Source organism: Methanothermobacter sp., assembly GCF_030055425.1.
Taxonomy (GTDB): domain Archaea; phylum Methanobacteriota; class Methanobacteria; order Methanobacteriales; family Methanothermobacteraceae; genus Methanothermobacter.
The window spans coordinates 1-17920 of sequence record NZ_JASFYE010000007.1 but is presented as its reverse complement, the minus strand read 5'-3'; the positions used below and the strand labels follow the sequence as shown (position 1 = coordinate 17920).

The following is a 17920-nucleotide window of genomic DNA, read 5'->3' as shown; positions in this document are numbered from 1 at the left end:
CTCCCCACTCCAGTACTATGTATATCGTTCTGAGTTACTCTAGCGTAATTCATACATCCACCCCCAGAAGGCCCGCTGCAAGGAACATGTCCTTGTCTCCCCTTCCTGAAAGGTTAACTATAACATTCTTTCCCCTGTTTTCAGGTTTTGAGGCGTATTTTTCAAGGCATGCTATGGCATGGGCGCTTTCAAGCGCCGGCATTATACCCTCACATCTTGAGAGGAGTTTGAAGCCCCTGAGGGCCTCGGCGTCGGTTATGGGCTCATACCTTGCCCTTCCAGTCTCCATGAGGTATGCATGCTCTGGGCCAACCCCTGGATAATCGAGGCCCGCCGAAACCGAATGGGCCTCATTTATCTGCCCATCGTCATCCTGGAGTACATATGAAAGTGAACCGTGCAGTACACCCTCTGAACCGGCAGATAGGGTTGCACCATGGTTTCCTGACTCTATACCTTCACCCCCTCCCTCTGCACCTATCAGTTCAACGTCATCTTCCAGGAAGGCCGAGAATATACCTATGGCGTTGCTACCTCCGCCAACACAGGCTATTATGGTATCAGGGAGTTCACCCTCAATTTCAAGTATCTGTTCCCTGGCCTCCCTGCCTATGACGCTCTGGAAGTGCTTCACCATGGTGGGGTAGGGGTGGGGGCCCATGGTGGATCCTATCAGATAGTGGGTGTCCTCCACGCTGCTTATCCAGTCCCTCATGGCCTGGTTTATGGCGTCCTTAAGTGTCCTTGAACCTGAATCAACAGGTATGACCCTTGCACCTGAGATCTCCATCCTGAAGACGTTGAGTTTCTGTCTCTCAACATCCTCGGTTCCCATGTAGACATCAACTTCCATCCCGAAGAGGGCGCCTGCTGCTGCAGTTGCTATTCCATGCTGCCCTGCACCTGTCTCTGCTATCAGCCTCCTCTTACCCATATACCTCGCGAGGAGTGCCTGGCCTATTGTATTGTTTATTTTATGGGCCCCAGTATGCAGCATATCCTCCCTCTTGAGGTAGACATTGCATCCAAGTTTCTCTGAGAGGTTCCTGGCGTGGTACAGACCTGTTGGTCTTCCTGCGTACTCCCTCAGGTAGTGGTCCAGGTCCTCATTGAACCTCCTATCCTTACTGTAGTGGAGGAATGCCGCCTCAAGCTCCTCAAGTGCAGGTATGAGGAGTTCTGGCACGAATATTCCCCCATATTTACCGAATTTACCATCCATTATCATGATAAAACACCTATAATTTTTCAATTGCCCCTTTTCTGGAGGGGAGTCCCTCAATGTAGTCCATGAGTTCAGCCATCATCTCATGGTCCTTTACACCCGGCTCAGCCTCAATTCCTGAGTTGAAGTCCAGGCAGTCGAATTTCGATACATATTCCATGTTTTTCCTGACAAATTCCAGTGTAAGGCCCCCTGCAAGTGTAACCCTCAGGGAGGGATCCATTCCCCTTACAAGGGCCAGTAACTCAAGGCCATCTGAGGGGGGTATTATCTTCCCTGTGCCCCCTGTTTTTCCGCCTGCAGCCGAGTCAAGGATCAGGCCGGATACTCCCTGAAATTCATGTCCGCAGATGTAGGAAGAAAGTGGGGGGATGGCGAGGGTCAGCTCCAGACTGTATCCATCATCATGGAGGGACTCATGGATTCTTCCAGCTGTTTCAGGACTTACAGAGTGAAGCTGTATCCTTTCTATACCTGTTTCATCTATGGCCTCCCTTATCCTACTGGTTTCTGATGTCTCAAGGACAAGAACCGCCTTTTCATCCGGTATGATGGAGGAGAGTTCCGCCACATCCCCCAGTTCAAGGTGCCTTGGCGACCTGCGGATATGTATGAATCCCAGTAAATCGGCCCCAAGTGAATCTGCAAGGACAACGTCCTCCTCCCTGGTGAGCCCACAGATCTTGATCTTCATATGACTCATCCCTGTCCCCAGAGATTGCTCATGCGAACTGTTCAAAGAATTCATCCCCTGAGTACCTCTTTCTGCCAGGTCTGCAGGATTTAACAGCTGCCATTATCTCATCAAGGAGTTCCCGTGGATCACTGGCCAGCATGAGGGAGGTTCCTATGAGCAGTGCATCCGCCCCGCAGCCTGCAAGGATCTCAGCATCCTCAGGTCCCCTGACCCCGCTTTCTGATACCATGAGCAGGTCATCAGGTACCAGGGGGGCCAGGGCCCTTGTCCGCTCAAGGTCAACCTCGAGTGTTTCCAGGTTTCTGTTGTTAACTCCTATGATCTCTGCCCCGGCCTCTATGGCCCTGTATATGTCGATTGCGCTGTGACACTCCACCAGGGGCTCCATTGAGAGTTCCCTGCAGGTTTCGATCCCTGATTCAAGGTCAGGGCAAACCCCGGTTATTAGGAGAACCGATGATGCCCCTGATGCCCTTGCCTGGTATATCTGGTACTCGTCCACCACGAAGTCCTTCATGAGAAGGGGTATGCCATATTCTGAAGCCTCCCTGAGGAACTCGATGGAGCCCTGAAAGTACCTGTTCTCTGTTATAACAGAAACAGCGTCTGCACCCTCCCTGTACACCTCCATCATCTCATGGAGGCCTCTCCCATATGTCCTCCCTGAGGAGGGGGATGCCCTTTTATATTCACATATGAGTGATACCCTGTTTCCTGTGAGGGCATCGGTGAAACTCAATGGTTCGTCCAGGGATGTTAATTCATCCCTGAGCTCCTCAAGGGGCTTTTTTCTGGATAAATTTTTGATCTCAAGTTTTCTTGACCTTATTATCTCCTGAAGTATGGACATGTGATCACATCCTGAGGAAGTTCTCAAGTATGTCCCTCCCGTGGGGGGTTCCTGCGGATTCCGGGTGGAACTGTAACCCGTAGACTGGATACTTCCGGTGTCTTATGGCCATTATGGTGCCGTCAGGTGCAGATGCAGATACCAGGATGTCCTCAGGCACCCCATTACACTCACATCTCAGTGAATGGTACCTTGTGGCCAGGAAGGGATTTGGAACTCCCCTGAAGAGTTCTGACCCGTCATGGAAGACCTGGCTGATCTTCCCATGAACAGGTTCCGCGTAACCAACAGCACCGCCAAAGTAATGGAATATCCCCTGGTGCCCGAGGCAGACACCCAGTATGGGTCTATCAGTGAATTCACCTATCACATCACCGCATATGCCAAAATCTTCCCTCTTAATGGGGTTGCCTGGACCCGGGGAGATTATTATCTTCTCAGGGTCAAGGTCCCTAACATCATCAATGTCCACCTCATCGTTTCTCACAACCAGGATATCTGCAGAATCCATTTCCATCAGGATCTCCCCTGCCATCTGGTAGAGGTTGTGGGTGAATGAGTCATAGTTATCGATTATCAGGATCAACTTCTTCACCTGCCACTTCCATTGTAGGGCAGCTGAGCACCCATAAGATGCTCAGTGTCAGCTGCCATTTCCATTGATTTTATAAGGGCCCTGGCCTTATTCTGGCATTCCAGATATTCCATCTCCGGGATGGAGTCATGCACTATCCCTGCTCCTGCCTGGATTCTCCCTGTTTTCCCCTGGCATACCATTGACCTTATGGTTATTGCGAAGTCCGCGTTTCCATTGAGTGAGAGGTAGCCGAGTGCACCTGCATAGGCATTTCTTGGAACACCCTCAAGGGACTCTATTATCTCCATTGCCCTTATCTTTGGTGCTCCGCTCACGGTGCCTGCAGGAAAAACAGCCCCCAGTGCATCAATCGCGTCAATTCCATCCCTCAATTTACCGGTTACATGGGAGAGTATGTGCTGCACATGGGAGAACCTCTTTATGGTCATGTATTCAGGCACCTCCACCGAGCCAAACTCCGAGACCCGCCCTATATCGTTCCGGGCCAGGTCAACCAGCATGAGGTGCTCTGCAAGTTCCTTCTCATCAGATAAAAGATCAGAGGCTATCACCCTGTCCTCCTCTTCTGTCCTTCCTCTGGGACGCGTTCCTGCAATAGGGAAGGTTTCAGCCCTTCTATCCTCAACCCTGACAAGCATCTCGGGGCTTGAGCCGGTTATCTCCCTTTCACCCAGTTTAAGGTGGTACATGTATGGGGAGGGGTTGATCCTCCTGAGGGATTCATAGAATGCCAGCCTGTCTCCCCTCAGCCTGTAATCTGTGGCATTGGAGAGCACTGCCTGAAATATTTCACCCTCCCTTATCCTCTCCTTGGCCTCAAGGACCATGTCCATGTACCTCCTCTTTGAGAGGAGTGTTCTTTCCCTCCTGTATCCAAGGCTCCCCGTGGGGACATCATCCCCAAGAAGAGGGGATATATCAGGTAGCCTGTTGCCGTGACGGCTGATGTAACTGCATTTCCCTGTCAGGTGGTTGAACATGATACCATCAAGGAAGAGTCCAAATTCAAAATCAGGGAAATCACCTTCACTGAGCCTGATGGTGTCAAAGAATCTTGCGGCCTGATAGGATATGTAACCCACGAGACCCCCACAGAATCCTCCGGACTTTTTTTCCATCTTCAGAAATCCCCTGAGGTCCTCGAATGGGTTTTTTGAATCAAACTCCTCCCTGGAATCGCCATCATCAACCTCAATGACCCCTTCACGGGCCCTTATTATCATCTCAGGTTCAAATCCAATGAAGGAGTACCTTGCAAGTCCAGTGTCACTTTCCATGGACTCCAGAAGGAATGAAGACTCATATTCAGAATAGATACTTTTGAATACTTCAAAGGGTTCTCTGAATTCCAGTTTTTCTTTTATGGGTTTTTCCAGGTTTATAATGCCAAAAACATTCACTCCCATGCATTCCTATCACCTTAATTAATCCACAAAGTACTTATACATGAAAGTACTATTTAAATCTTGCCTGTATAATAATGTACATTGATGTGGTGTGTTTATGTGGAATCAGATAAAGCACAGGTTCGAAAGATATCCGTCGAGAATGGATGTTGCAAGGAAAATCATAGAGCTGGGACTCAGAATAGACCCTGATGGAAAGGTCTACTGTGATGACGTTGAAATAAATGACGTTGCCCTTGCAAGGGCCATAGGTGTTGACAGGAGAACAGTAAGGGCAACAGCAGAAACCATCCTGGAGGACGAAAAACTCAGGGGGATATTCCATAACCTCAGACCCGCAGGGGCACTCCTGAGGGACGCTGCAGCCGAACTTGACTTTGGTGTTGTGGAGATAGAGGCAGAGGCCCGTAACCCAGGGATACTTGCCGCCGCTGCAGAGCTGATATCCAGTAGCGGCATAACAATAAGGCAGGCACATGCAGGGGACCCTGAACTGGATGAAAATCCGAAACTTACCATAATAACAGAAAAACCTATCCCCGGCAGTCTACTCAGGGAATTCCTGAAAATAGATGGTGTTAAAAGGGTGTCGATATACTGAAGGACTTCAGTACACCATTGCAGCAAAAATAAACCAGAACCTTTAAAATTAAATGGAATCCTGGAAATTCAAATTTCCAGGTTATCCTCCTCTTCAAGGGCCTTTAGAAGTTCATCCCAGGCCTCCAGGGACTCCCTGGCCGCCTCGTCAGACATGACCTCAATGGCGTAGCCTGAGTGAACAAGCACATACTTGCCCTCCGCAACGTCATCCACAAGATCAAGTTTCACCTGTTGCCTCACACCACCAAAGTCGACGGTGGCAACATTATCCTCACTGTCAATTTCAATAATCTGAGCAGGTGCTGCAATACACATTCAATAACCCTCTCCAAATTAATAGGATTAAAGTCAAAAAATTACACTGTCAGTAATTAGATAAAGATTTGTGACATATAAATATTTGTGGGAAATAACCATTCAGAATTAATACAGGTGCGTCCTATGAAGTGTGTTGTGATAGGGGGAGGTCCCGCAGGAAGGGCCGCGGCCATGGAACTTGCAGCCCTTGAAAACGACGTTACAATCCTTGAAAGGAAATTCATCGGGGGAACATGCCTGAATGAGGGATGTATGGTTGTGTGTGGTCTGAACGACGTTGCAAGATTCCTGGATGAAGCCCGCCAGTTGAGGAAACTTGGTGTCATCGACCTTGAATACTCCACAGACTACAGGAAAATATCAGAGGGTGTGAGAAAAACACTCGACAGGATAAGGCATGTTACAGAAAGGGAGACACGTGATGCTGGTGTTGAGATAGTATACGCCGACGCAGAGGTCTCAGAGGGTAAGGTAATCGCAGGGGATGATGAACTCCCCTATGAAAGGCTCATAATAGCAACAGGGGCCAGGCCCAGCATCCCCCCAATTGAGGGCGCTGAAAAAGCCATAACCTACAGGGACGTGCTGGATCTTGACAGGATCCCTGAGAAACTCGTGATAATAGGTGGGGGTGTAATTGCAGCGGAATTTGCAGGCATATTCTCCTCCCTTGGATCAGATGTGACCGTGGTATCAAGAAGCGAGTTCCTTGGCAAACTTGACCCCCTCATCAGGGATTACGTTATGAGGAAACTTCTGAAAGACGTCAGAATCCTTGAGAATACATCCACCACCTCAATAGATGAGGATGGTGCCGAAACATCAGCCGGCCGCATTGAAGGCCTCACCCTCCTTGCAACGGGTCAGAGGCCAAACTCAGAGTTCCTTGATGGGTTCGTTGAGCTCAGAGAAAACGGTGCAGTTAAGGTTAATGAGCGTATGGAGACCTCAAGAAAACACGTCTACGCGGCAGGCGACGTTACAGGTGGCCACGGAACAACACCCGTTGCAAGGATGGAAGGCGTGGTGGCAGGGCTCAATGCAGCGGGTGTTGAGAGGCGAATTGACTACCGGCATCTTCCCTACGCAATATCACTGGGGTACGATGTTGGCTTCATCGAAACCGGGGATCCTGAGGGTAGGGAGGCTGTTATACCAGGTCTTGCAGGTCCAGGTTCCTTCTGGAGTGTCCCTGAGGGGAAAACAGGGTTAAATAAGGTTAGAATCCAGGATGATGGCACTGCAACTGCAGTTTACGCAGTTGCACCGGGTGCCCGGTTGATAATGCCCTACCTTTCACTGCTAATGCGAATGGGTGTTTCAATGTATGAATTTGAGGACTTCGTGGAGACACACCCCTCAACGGATGGTGTATACAAGCTCATGAGGTTCCTCTCAAGGTACTGACTTAACAGCCTCCTCAGATAAGATACCAATACAAGGGGGGGCGCACTCCAAACTCAAGACACTGATTTAACTGCCTCCTCCTCTATAATTTCAGCTATCCTATCTGCCGACCCCATTACATCACCACTGTAGGCCTCCGCCGCCCTCCTCATATCATCTGAAGCCTCAAGTGCCCTCAAAATAGCCCCATCTATACCATCAAGGTCTGTCTCCAGCACGGCCCCCCTGAAGACAGCACCCATGTTATGGTACCTTCCATACTTGACACCCCTCAGTGCCACCACCGGCACCCTCATTGCAATGGCCTCATGGACCATCACCCCATCATCAGAGAGCACCACAAGGTCAGCGAGGCTGTAGAGGTCACTGACCCAGTCTATGTAGCCCAGGTTGATTATCCCCTCACGGTCCACCATCCGCCCGTATTCCTCCCTGAGGGGGTGCCCCACAACTGTGATGTTTGCACTGAGATCTGATTCTGCCATTTTAACCGCGGCCTCGGCCATCATCCTGAAGAGGGATGAACCCGAGGAGAAAACAATGGTTGGTTTCTCAGGGTCAAATTCAGGGGGCATCCTTTGAATGGCCCTTTCAGGATCCCCCAGTGTTATATCAGGGCTGATGGGTGAATATACGCTCTCAACTCCCTCAGCGTCCTTTCCAAATAGGCTGGACTCTGGAAGCGCCACGTTCCTGTTGAGGCGGGTGCAGACCCGTGCATCGGTTGGGGTTATAAGAACACCCACAGCAGGCACTCCGGTAATTCTTGCGGCAAGGCAGCCCACCACCGCGCCCCCGCCTATCACGCCAACAACCACATCCGGTTTGATCTTCCTTATCAGCCTTCCTGTCTCGTAAACCGCCCTCAGGGTCCTGAAAGCAGCCTTCAGTAGTTTCAGCCTGCTTGCTGCGTGGCCCCCTGCCTGGGGTATCCTGACCCTGTGCCAGTCGATACCCCTCTTTTTGAGGAGTATCCCGGGGGCGCTGTGATCAAGTGCAAATTCGCATTCAAATCCTCTCTTCTCAAGTGCACTGGCTATGTTTAGTGCTGTTATTGCGTCTCCACCCATTCCCCGACCTGTTACAGTGAAAAGTGCCTTCATATGATCACCATGATTTCAGTGAAAAACCCATGAAATGTAACGGGAGATTCTATATCTGCAAAATAGGTTTAAATATTATACATTAAATAAGTGGTTAATATGAACATACCCCCATATAATAAGAGGCCCGACATGGGGCGCCTCAGGGAGATCGTAAGGGTAATGGGCAAGTACCACTTCGGGAACATACTTGAGGCCATAGGCCTCAAAAACAGACTCTTTGAAAGCCTCAAACTCTACATAAGGAGCCCTGAGGAGATCCATGAACCGGCCCCAGTACGCCTCAGGCTCGTCCTTGAAGAACTGGGGACAACCTTCATCAAACTGGGCCAGGTGCTGAGCACCAGGGCGGACCTTGTGGGCAGGGAAATAGCAGATGAACTGGCCAAGCTTCAGGACGAGGCGCCGCCGTTCCCCTTCAGGGATGTCAGGAGGGTTATCGAATCTGAACTTGGTAAGCCACTGGAGGATATCTTTTCAGAATTCCATGAGGAACCCCTTGCATCGGCATCCATAGGTCAGGTCCACAGGGCACGTTTGAAAAGCGGGGAGGCTGTTGCCGTTAAGGTGCAGCGCCCGGGTATAGCCACCACCGTGAAAAGTGATATTATACTCATGAAGTACCTTGCAAAGCTTGCAAATGACCGTATCCCGGGTCTCGAGTACTACAATCTCCCGGGTATAGTGGCGGAGTTTGAAAGGGCCATCAGGAAGGAACTGGACTACCACCAGGAGGCCAACAACGCTGAGAGATTCAGGGCCATGTTCCTTGATGACGAAACCGTTTACGCCCCCTACGTCTACCGGGAATACTCCACCAGCAGGGTGCTGACCATGGAGTACGTTGAGGGGGTTAAACTCACAGAGATCCTTGAATCAGACATAAAATTCAATGCACGAACAATAGCAGAGCGGGGTGCCCGTTGCTACTTCAGGCAGATATTCATACACGGCTTCTTCCACGCCGACCCACACCCAGGCAATATACTCGTCCAGAGGGGTAATGTACTGTGCTTCCTGGACTTCGGGATGATGGGCCACCTTGACCGTTCATTCCGGGACAAACTGGCTGAACTCTTCATTCTGCTCATGAACTACGATGTGAACGGTATAGTGAGCCAGCTGAGGTACATGAATATCCTCACAGAGGATACAGACCTTGAAGAGGTCAAGTACGATATAATAGACCTCCTTGATCGCTACTATGGTGCCGACGTTAAGAAGGTTGGGGAGATCCTCACAGAATTCACAATGCCTGAGATGATAATGAAGCACAGGATAAGGATCCCCCGTGACTTCGTGCTCCTTGCAAGGGTCATGAGCATGGCAGAGGATCTTGGTGAGCGCCTGGATCCCAGATTCAATGGACTTGAGGTTGCATGGGAGATGACCTACAGCCTCATCAGAAAACGCCTGAATCCCCTGCGGAACCTGGACGAGGTCCCCTCAACTCTCATAGAACTTGAACACATAGTGAACGATCTCCCACGCGGTGTTATAAGGGCGCTCCAGCGGCTGGAGGAGGGTAAACTCAAGATGGAACTTGAGCACAGGAACCTCGATGAGATATCAAGGAGAATTGAAAGATCAACCAACAGGATATCTGTGGCCATGCTGGTATCAGCCCTCATAATAGGCTCATCACTGGTCGCAATCCCAAAGGAGGCCCTGATACTCCAGAAGTTCCCCTTCCTGGGGCTTTTCGGTTTTGCTGTGAGTTTCCTCATAGCCCTTGCACTCATAATTTCAATCATAAAGTCAAGGAAGATGACCTGAGGGATCAGGACTCCGGGAGCCGGGACGCATGGGGGTTGAAAAGTAGCCTTCTGAACCCCAGCGAAATCAGGAAGGGGTTCCTGATTCTGAAAGCCCTCCTACCGAGTATGATCCTCCTTAAAAGATCCCCGAGACCTCCGCCTGTCATGACATCCATATAAAGATCCCCGAGGGTGGGGTTCTCAATTTTAAGTCTCTTCTCAAGGAATTCTGAGAGATTGCCCCTCCTTAAAATGGCCGTTACAAGGGGTGTGAGGAGAAAGAGCACCAGGAGAAGCCACGGCCCCCCTGAACTGTAGAATAAGAGGCCGAGGGCAACTGCGAAGCTGTGGTTTCCAACCTCCCCCATCATTACCCTCCCCATGTAATCAAGTGGTGAGTACGCCAGTGCCACCACCATGATGAGAAGGGCAAGGTGGATGCCTGAACCTGTTACGACCGCTGCAGGGAGTGCCAGGAGGGACATGATGACAGTCACGGTGCAGGCCACACCCGGCTGCATGTCGGCAATATTCAATGGCTGTACCATGAGTGCCACAAGGAGCCCCCATGCCCCCATGAAGGGGTAGGTGATGAGGAAGACTCCCAGTATACCCAATCCCCTTGAAAGCTGCCCCCACTCAATGGGAAGGTTCATTATCCCTCTTCTTCCAGCAAGGTCATCAATAAAGGCCAGAACCCCCATTACAGCAATAGGCACGTTAAATGGTGGGGGTGTGAATATGGAGAGTGCTGCCCATGGAACAATACCGGCACCGCGGGGTGTGCCACCCCTCACATCAGTGTAGAGATTTGAATTTTTAAAGAGGGATATGATGGCCGCAGCAGCAGGTGTCAGTACAAGCACAGCGACAGCCGCTAAAAGCAGGTCCCAGTCATAAATCAACATAAGCATGTTCTCCCACCCCGTCTGTGATCATCCTATGAACCCCTCCGATGTCTGAACAATTACCCTTCTGAGGCCCCCGTCAAGCATCAGGTCACGAACCACAATCATTTCAGAAACCGAGGGCCTCTTTATGTTTTTAAGCCTGAACTCGGGCCTGTAGTCAAGGAGGGTTACCTGGACGTCTGGACTGACAGAGGCTATCTCAGACGCCATTTCAGCAATCTCCCCGGTGGATATGAGTGCCCTGTTGTATGGGACCCCCAGGCCCATGAATATTCCATCATGCTCCTCAGATATGTACCTGAAGGCATTCCAGGCGTTTTCAAGGTACACACTGGCTTTCTCAGTGTCGCTGAGCCCTGCTATCCCCATGAATGTCTCCAGCCTCCTACCCTTGAGGTCAATTCCTATCCGGTTCATGCCGGCCTCAACAAGTTCATCAATGTATCCCTGGGTGAGCACGGTGCCATTTGTGTCCACGTGAATGTTGATCCCCCCATCAAGTTCCCTTATCCTCCTCACTGAACCGGAGAGCCATGACCTGTTAAGTGTGCATTCACCGCCAGAGAACGTCACGGTGCCTGTCCTGTAAATCGATTCAACCCCAAGGAGTATCATTGCGGTTTCTTCAGGGTCAAGCAAAGTGTCACCCCTGGTGAACGCCACCTGGCTGTTCTGGCACTGGGGACACCTCAGGTTGCATCCATGGGCGAAGCACACCACCTCAACGGGGCCATCCCCCTTTTCACTGAAGGGTGTCCCCACTCCCCCAGCAGTGTGGGGGCCGAAGTTGCTCACATACCTGAGTGGTGGTTCAGGTATGGTCTCTATGACCATCCCCTCCTCAAGGGGTGTTACACAGGACTGCACCGTCCTGCCATTTGCTGATACAGCGCAGGCCCAGCATCCGCCTGTACCGCATGGTGAGAATAATTCGCCCTCACAGGGAATGTCACTTACCCTGATACCTGCAACCTCAAGGGCGTCCCCCACGGTGCCGGTGGCCATGACATCTTCACTGTTTACTGTCACCCTGTACTCTGTATCATCCCTACTCCCTGGAACAACTGCGCCCTCAGGGCATACCCGCTGGCAGGCCCCACACCCTGAACATTTTCCGCTGCACTGGAGCATCCTGCATCTCCCGCAGCCGGTGCATTTATCCTGGAGAATCCTGAACACCTGATACCCCCATCATGAAATCCTGAACCTCAGGATACCTGCAAGTCCACCGAGGGATTCCAGCTGTTTACCGCCCTCGTGTTCACTGCTTATGAGAACCACGGAACCCCCCATGCTCTCAACGATATCAAGGTATCCCTCAATATCCTCCCTGCTTACAACCCTGTCAAGGACCAGCAGCCTCTCAACAGCCCCCATATTGATGGCATCCAGCACCTCCTCCCTGCCATAGACCACCGTTTCAGGGTCCCTCCCAAGCCTCTCAAGGACCTCATTCACATTCCTTACCTCTGCTGCCACCCTGTTCTCTGATGAAACCCTCTCCACGGTGCCCTTCTTAAGAACCTCGTATATTCCTGACCTTCCGCCGGTCCCGGTGTTCTCAACCACGGCCTTCCTTCCGATCTCAGGGTGCTTCTCAAGCAGGTATTCATGGAAGTCCGACTTGTAGAAGCCAGGACCTGCAATTATGATTGTCTCAAGTTCACCGTATTTTTTTAGGGCGTCCACTATACTCTCATAGAATTCAAGGCGCAGTTTACCCCGGTCCCTCTGCTGCATCCTCTTACCCGGGATGTGACCTGTGATGGGGCCCTGGTACTCCACACCATACTGTCTTATGACTCCAATGTCTGCCACATCATCCTCAATCACAACTATGACTGCCCTGATATGCTTTGATGCCTCCACCGCCTCCTGAAGCCTCTTAAGTGTCCATCTGCTCCAGGAATCCTTTTTGATCCTGAGGGGGGTGTTGAGTTTAACCTCAAGGGTGTGGTGCGACCCAAGGGGGACCAGGTCCTCAGGGCCCCGCTCTATAACCCCTGTTGCTCTGAGTTTTCCTGTGTAGATGTGGAAACTGACACCTTCCACCCTTATACCCAGATAGAAGGTTTTCTTAACTCCCCTGTCGCTTCTTATCTTCTCTCCACTGGTATCCTGTATCCTCCTTGTTGTCCTTGCCGAAAGCAGGTCCCCCTCCTCAATTATATGGGAGAGGTGCCAGAGATCGTCAAGGGTTTCTGGTACAACTTCTATGACGCCGTTTTTCTCATCCTCATGTACTATCCTCATCTCTTCACCCTGAAATCATTGGAAAAATGATTCTATATGCTGAATGATCAATGATAATATATATGAATGCTTTTATAAATTAAGAGTCAGCTAGTAGGATAGGAGTGTAATCTGATGGGTGACTATGAATCAGGCACTGCAATTTTTCTGAGCATCATCGTGGGCTTCATCATGCTATTCTTCATTGACGGCCTCTTTGTTTACACCTTCACAGGGTTCCTGGCAGCCTACCTCACAAGGGCTGAAAGGAGAAGTGCAGGTGGAGGGGCTGCCGCTTCACTCATTCTTGCGGTTATAAGTTTCTCATCAGGGATGATATTCGGTCCCAGGATGCCAGGTAGAATTGCAGGTCTTGCCGCGCCTGATATATTCACCTTCACCACGGGTCTTGTAATCATCGGGGGCCTGAGCCTCCTGCTGGGTGGTATAGGGGGCTACATTGCCGTTAAGGCCTTCAGGGAGTAGGCTGGTGGAAATGATTGTGAGCATCATAGGGGGTACGCGTGGGCTTGGATACTGGATAGCCAGATTCCTGAAAAAGGAGGGAATAAGGGTCATAATCACCGGAAGGGACCCTGATGCTGGAATGGAAGCCGCGTCAAGGATTGGTGTGGAATACTGCAGTGACAACGTCCAGGCAGCGTCCCGTGCAGATGTCGTGGTTGTTTCTGTGCCCATAGATGCAACTGCAGATGTTATAAGGGAGGTCGCCCCCCATGTCAGGAAGGGGGGCCTCCTGATGGACGTCACATCTGTAAAGGAGGAGCCGGCCAGGGTCATGGAGGAGTCCATAGGGGATGGCGCCCACCATCTTCCAGCCCACCCCATGTTTGGGCCCAGAGTCTCCTCCCTTGAGGGGCAGGTTGTTGTCCTGACACCCACACAGGAAAACCCATGGGTTGATACCGTCATTGATTTCCTTGAGAAACGTAAGGCCCGTGTTATAGTAACTGACCCTGCAACCCATGACCGTATGATGAGTGTTGTGCAGGTGCTGACACACTTTGCCTACATAAGCATAGCATCCACCCTCGAGGCAGAGGGGGTCGATATAAGGGAGTCGAGGAAATTTGCAAGCCCCATATACAACCTCATGATAGACACCATTGCAAGGATAGTGGCCCAGAACCCATACCTGGCGTACTCCATCCAGACCCATAACCCCCATGGACAGGATATGCGTGACAGTTTCCTTAGGACTGCCTCTGAACTCAATGAGATGCTCAGTGATGGCAGGATGGATGAATTCGTATCAAGGATGGGTCTTGCAGCCAAGAACATCGATGATGTTGAGGCGTCCCTGGGGAGGTCTGATAAGGCAATAGAGGCCCTCAATGAGGAACTTAAAATTCTGAAGGATTCTGTTGGAGGAGAAGTTGGTCTGAGGCACATCTATTCGGGTAAGGTACATGTTGGGGTGCTTGAGTCGGTCACACCGGATTATGCGACCCTCAGGGAAGGTAAGAGGGTGCTCAGCTTCAAGATCTCCAACATAATGGTTCTATCTGATGATGAACTCCAGAGGTGGAAGGCTGAAAACCTTCCCACACGTGTGTATGATATATCAGCTGTTTTTCCGGATACAGTGGACCCCCAGGTTATTGAGTACCTCACAGGGCTTCTTGATGGTGTTGCTAACTCAGAGGTTGTTGATGTTTACAGTGGCCCGCAGATACCCGATGGTCATGTGAGTTTAACCCTCAGGATTCGTGTATTCCAGCGGGAGGACTATGAGAGGGTCAGGGGAATCCTTGAGGGTATGGGAGCCAGGATAAGGTAGCAGCCACACCTCTCTTAGATATGGCTGAAGTGGACCATAGGGTAAGTATTAATTGATTCTACTATTACTATATAAATATACCGAAAACTTTATATATGATGACTTACTTCGATATTATAGTAACTTAAATTTACTAAAACATTCCGTTAAATTATAAATTTAACCGGAATCATAATAATCACATAAAAGAGGTGGGTTGTATGGCAGAAAAGGAAATAAAATTAAAGGTTGCAGAGGCCCTCGCCCAGCAGGACGTTGGTAGAGGAATAGCCCGTGTGGACCCCGCATGCATGGAAAAACTGGGTCTCTCTGATGGGGACATAATCGAAATAGAGGGTAAAAAACTGACCGCTGCAACCGTCATATCATCACAGTCCGACATAGGCCTCGGAATCATAAGGATAGATGGATACCTCCGTAAAAATGCAGGGGCATCCATCGGCGAAGAGGTGACAGTGAGAAGGGCAGAGGTAAAGGACGCCCAGAAGGTCGTCCTGGCACCCGTTGACCAGGAAGTGATCATACGTGGAGACATAAGATCAGCATTCCTCAACAGAGTCCTCGTCAAGGGGGACATAATCGTATCAGGGATAAGGCAGCAGATATCCGGTGGAGGGCTCTTCGATGAGTTCTTCAGGGACTTCATGGACCTCTCACCCCTGGGGGAAATAAAACTCGCAGTCGTATCAACAAGCCCCGCAGGTGTAGTTAGGGTCACACCCACAACCCAGGTGGAAATGCAGTCAAAACCCGTTGACGTCAGCAAACTGGAGGGCGTGAAGAACCTTGTGGACGTCACATACGAGGACATCGGAGGCCTCAAGGAGGAGGTCAAAAAGGTCAGAGAGATGATAGAGATCCCCCTCAAGAGGCCCGAACTCTTCGAGAGGCTCGGCATAACACCACCAAAGGGTGTCCTCATGCACGGGCCACCAGGTACAGGAAAGACACTCCTCGCCAAGGCAGTCGCCAACGAAAGCGACGCCCACTTCATAGCCATAAACGGTCCCGAAATAATGAGCAAATACGTTGGAGGATCAGAGGAGAGGCTGAGGGAATTCTTCGAGGAAGCAGAGGAAAACGCGCCATCCATCATATTCATAGATGAAATAGATGCAATAGCACCCAAAAGGGAGGACGTCAGTGGCGAGGTTGAAAGGAGAATAGTTGCCCAGCTCCTCACCCTCATGGATGGCCTGAAAAGCAGGGGCCAGGTTGTGGTCATAGGTGCAACCAACAGACCAGACGCCCTCGACCCTGCGCTCAGAAGACCCGGAAGATTCGACCGTGAAATCGAAATAGGCGTCCCTGACAGGGAAGAAAGGAAGGAAATACTCCAGATACACACCAGGGGTATGCCACTGGCAGAGGACGTTGACCTTGATGAACTTGCAGAGATAACCCACGGCTTTGTGGGCGCAGACCTGGAATCACTCTGTAAGGAATCCGCCATGAGGGTGCTGAGGAGGGTTCTCCCTGAGATAAAGGCCGATGAGGAGATACCCAAAGAGGTCCTCAAGAAGATGATAGTCACAAGGGCAGATTTCAAGGAAGCCCTGAAGGAGGTTCAGCCATCAGCACTCAGGGAGGTCCTTGTACAGGTGCCCAACGTTTCATGGGAGGACATAGGTGGACTGGAGGACGCCAAACAGGAACTCAGGGAGGCCGTGGAGTGGCCCCTCAAGTACCCTGACAGGTTCAAGAAATTCGGCATAAAACCGCCAAAAGGCATCCTCCTGCATGGATCACCAGGTACAGGTAAGACACTCCTCGCCAAGGCAGTCGCCAATGAGAGCCAGGCAAACTTCATAGCCGTGAAGGGCCCTGAACTCCTCTCAAAATGGGTGGGCGAATCTGAGAAGGGTGTCCGTGAAGTCTTCAGAAAAGCCCGTCAGACAGCGCCAACCGTGATCTTCTTTGATGAGATAGACTCAATAGCCTCAATGAGAAGTGGAAGCACGGCAGACTCCGGTGTGACCCAGCGCGTTGTGAACCAGCTCCTCACAGAGATCGATGGACTTGAGGAACTGCAGGACGTTGCTGTGATAGCCGCAACCAACAGGCCAGACATCCTTGACCCTGCACTCCTCCGACCTGGAAGATTCGACAGACACGTCAAGGTAGAAGACCCCGACAGGGAGGCAAGGCTCGCCATATTCAAGGTGCACACCAAGGATATGCCGCTTGCAGATGACGTGAACCTTGAAAAACTGGCGGACAAGACAGAAGGATACGTTGGTGCCGACATTGAAGCCGTCTGCAGGGAGGCCGCCATGCTGACACTCAGAGAGAACATGGACGCAGAGGAGGTCCCGATGAAACACTTCCTTGAGGCCATGGAGAAGATAAAACCAAAGGGTGGCGTTGAGGAACAGGTTCAGTACCATTAACCTCTAAATTTTTTTAAATGAATTTATACACATTTTTAATTTAAAAGAGATCTTTTTTTAAATTCAGGATAAATAAGCATTACAACCTCTTCGACTGTTTAAGGAAAAGACAAAGGGATGAGTCTGCTATCATCCTCCCAATATCATACTCCAAAAAAAGAGAACGAGTAACAAAAACAATAGAATTAAAAATATACATCCTTGTATTTCCTTAGCTCATCACTCACCAATCTAACCACCTTCTTATCCATACTTTAAATTTCAATCCCATTTTGGTCTGATTTTAACAATTTTATCAACATCACCATACATATCCTTAAACCAATTTCAATCCCATTTTGGGTCTGATTTTAACTTTGTGCTTCGTCGAATGCTGGTAGTGTGCGTTTTTACATTTCAATCCCATTTTGGTCTGATTTTAACTCACAATAGACGAATTTATAAAACAACTAGAAGCTTTATTTCAATCCCATTTTGGTCTGATTTTAACCAGAACCAGGCAGGGAATAAAAGAAAAAGGAACTTGGATTTCAATCCCATTTTGGTCTGATTTTAACTTGTCTCCTGTCATTAGTATCCATTCTTTTGGTTCATTTCAATCCCATTTTGGTCTGATTTTAAC

16 protein-coding genes and 1 CRISPR repeat array are annotated in these 17920 nt (G+C 50.2%); of the genes, 6 read left to right on the top strand and 10 right to left on the bottom strand.

Annotated elements, in window-relative coordinates:
* Nucleotides 1-49 precede the first annotated feature (49 nt).
* Genes trpB through trpE form a run of 5 tightly spaced genes read right to left on the bottom strand, consistent with a single transcriptional unit; the run spans nt 50 to nt 4776 of the window.
* Complete coding sequence (trpB, locus tag QFX39_RS07145; RefSeq protein WP_300478847.1) at nt 50-1228, bottom strand: tryptophan synthase subunit beta; 1179 nt, start codon at nt 1226-1228, stop codon at nt 50-52.
* A gap of 10 nt (nt 1229-1238) precedes the next feature.
* Nucleotides 1239-1919, bottom strand: coding sequence for a phosphoribosylanthranilate isomerase (locus QFX39_RS07140; RefSeq protein WP_300478845.1), 681 nt, complete (start codon nt 1917-1919; stop codon nt 1239-1241).
* 28 nt (nt 1920-1947) lie between these two features.
* The gene (locus tag QFX39_RS07135) at nt 1948-2772 is read right to left on the bottom strand and encodes an indole-3-glycerol phosphate synthase TrpC (protein WP_300478843.1); all 825 of its coding nucleotides are present in this window, start codon (nt 2770-2772) and stop codon (nt 1948-1950) included.
* Between the two features lie 4 nt (nt 2773-2776).
* Nucleotides 2777-3358, bottom strand: coding sequence for an aminodeoxychorismate/anthranilate synthase component II (locus tag QFX39_RS07130; protein ID WP_300479049.1), 582 nt, complete (start codon nt 3356-3358; stop codon nt 2777-2779).
* A 5-nt stretch (nt 3359-3363) separates the two neighbouring features.
* The gene (gene trpE, locus QFX39_RS07125; RefSeq protein ID WP_300478840.1) at nt 3364-4776 is read right to left on the bottom strand and encodes an anthranilate synthase component I; all 1413 of its coding nucleotides are present in this window, start codon (nt 4774-4776) and stop codon (nt 3364-3366) included.
* Between the two features lie 97 nt (nt 4777-4873).
* On the opposite strand from trpE, the gene QFX39_RS07120 reads away from it, so the two are divergent.
* Nucleotides 4874-5377: an amino acid-binding protein gene (locus QFX39_RS07120; RefSeq protein WP_300478837.1), complete on the top strand. Its 504-nt coding sequence runs from the start codon at nt 4874-4876 to the stop codon at nt 5375-5377.
* Nucleotides 5378-5445: 68 nt separating this feature from the next.
* Here the strand turns inward: QFX39_RS07120 and QFX39_RS07115 are convergent, their stop codons facing one another.
* A complete protein-coding gene (locus QFX39_RS07115; protein WP_300478835.1) occupies nt 5446-5694 on the bottom strand; it encodes a HypC/HybG/HupF family hydrogenase formation chaperone in 249 nt (82 codons plus the stop codon).
* A gap of 126 nt (nt 5695-5820) precedes the next feature.
* On the opposite strand from QFX39_RS07115, the gene QFX39_RS07110 reads away from it, so the two are divergent.
* Nucleotides 5821-7104, top strand: coding sequence for an NAD(P)/FAD-dependent oxidoreductase (locus QFX39_RS07110; RefSeq protein ID WP_300478832.1), 1284 nt, complete (start codon nt 5821-5823; stop codon nt 7102-7104).
* 53 nt (nt 7105-7157) lie between these two features.
* Here the strand turns inward: QFX39_RS07110 and QFX39_RS07105 are convergent, their stop codons facing one another.
* Nucleotides 7158-8207 (bottom strand): glycosyltransferase, encoded by a 1050-nt coding sequence (locus QFX39_RS07105; RefSeq protein WP_300478829.1) that lies wholly within the window; start codon nt 8205-8207, stop codon nt 7158-7160.
* Nucleotides 8208-8306: 99 nt separating this feature from the next.
* On the opposite strand from QFX39_RS07105, the gene QFX39_RS07100 reads away from it, so the two are divergent.
* Nucleotides 8307-9983, top strand: coding sequence for an AarF/ABC1/UbiB kinase family protein (locus tag QFX39_RS07100; protein ID WP_300478826.1), 1677 nt, complete (start codon nt 8307-8309; stop codon nt 9981-9983).
* A gap of 4 nt (nt 9984-9987) precedes the next feature.
* Here the strand turns inward: QFX39_RS07100 and QFX39_RS07095 are convergent, their stop codons facing one another.
* Genes QFX39_RS07095 through QFX39_RS07085 form a run of 3 tightly spaced genes read right to left on the bottom strand, consistent with a single transcriptional unit; the run spans nt 9988 to nt 13128 of the window.
* On the bottom strand, nt 9988-10878 hold the full coding sequence (locus QFX39_RS07095; RefSeq protein ID WP_300478823.1) for a hypothetical protein: 891 nt from the start codon (nt 10876-10878) through the stop codon (nt 9988-9990).
* 21 nt (nt 10879-10899) lie between these two features.
* Nucleotides 10900-12054, bottom strand: a complete 1155-nt coding sequence (locus QFX39_RS07090; protein ID WP_300478821.1) for a radical SAM protein — start codon at nt 12052-12054, stop codon at nt 10900-10902.
* Nucleotides 12055-12066: 12 nt separating this feature from the next.
* Entirely contained in the window at nt 12067-13128 is a 1062-nt protein-coding gene (locus tag QFX39_RS07085) for an mRNA surveillance protein pelota (RefSeq protein ID WP_300478819.1), read from the bottom strand.
* 114 nt (nt 13129-13242) lie between these two features.
* Between QFX39_RS07085 and QFX39_RS07080 the strand changes: the two genes are divergently transcribed.
* The 3 genes from QFX39_RS07080 to QFX39_RS07070 all read left to right on the top strand — a co-directional run bounded on the left by QFX39_RS07080 (nt 13243) and on the right by QFX39_RS07070 (nt 17298).
* Nucleotides 13243-13593, top strand: coding sequence for a hypothetical protein (locus QFX39_RS07080; RefSeq protein ID WP_300478816.1), 351 nt, complete (start codon nt 13243-13245; stop codon nt 13591-13593).
* Nucleotides 13594-13603: 10 nt separating this feature from the next.
* Entirely contained in the window at nt 13604-14908 is a 1305-nt protein-coding gene (locus QFX39_RS07075; RefSeq protein ID WP_300479047.1) for a prephenate dehydrogenase, read from the top strand.
* A gap of 200 nt (nt 14909-15108) precedes the next feature.
* Nucleotides 15109-17298, top strand: coding sequence for a CDC48 family AAA ATPase (locus QFX39_RS07070; protein WP_300478813.1), 2190 nt, complete (start codon nt 15109-15111; stop codon nt 17296-17298).
* A gap of 258 nt (nt 17299-17556) precedes the next feature.
* A CRISPR array of direct repeats spans nt 17557-17920; the repeat unit is 30 nt; unit sequence ATTTCAATCCCATTTTGGTCTGATTTTAAC.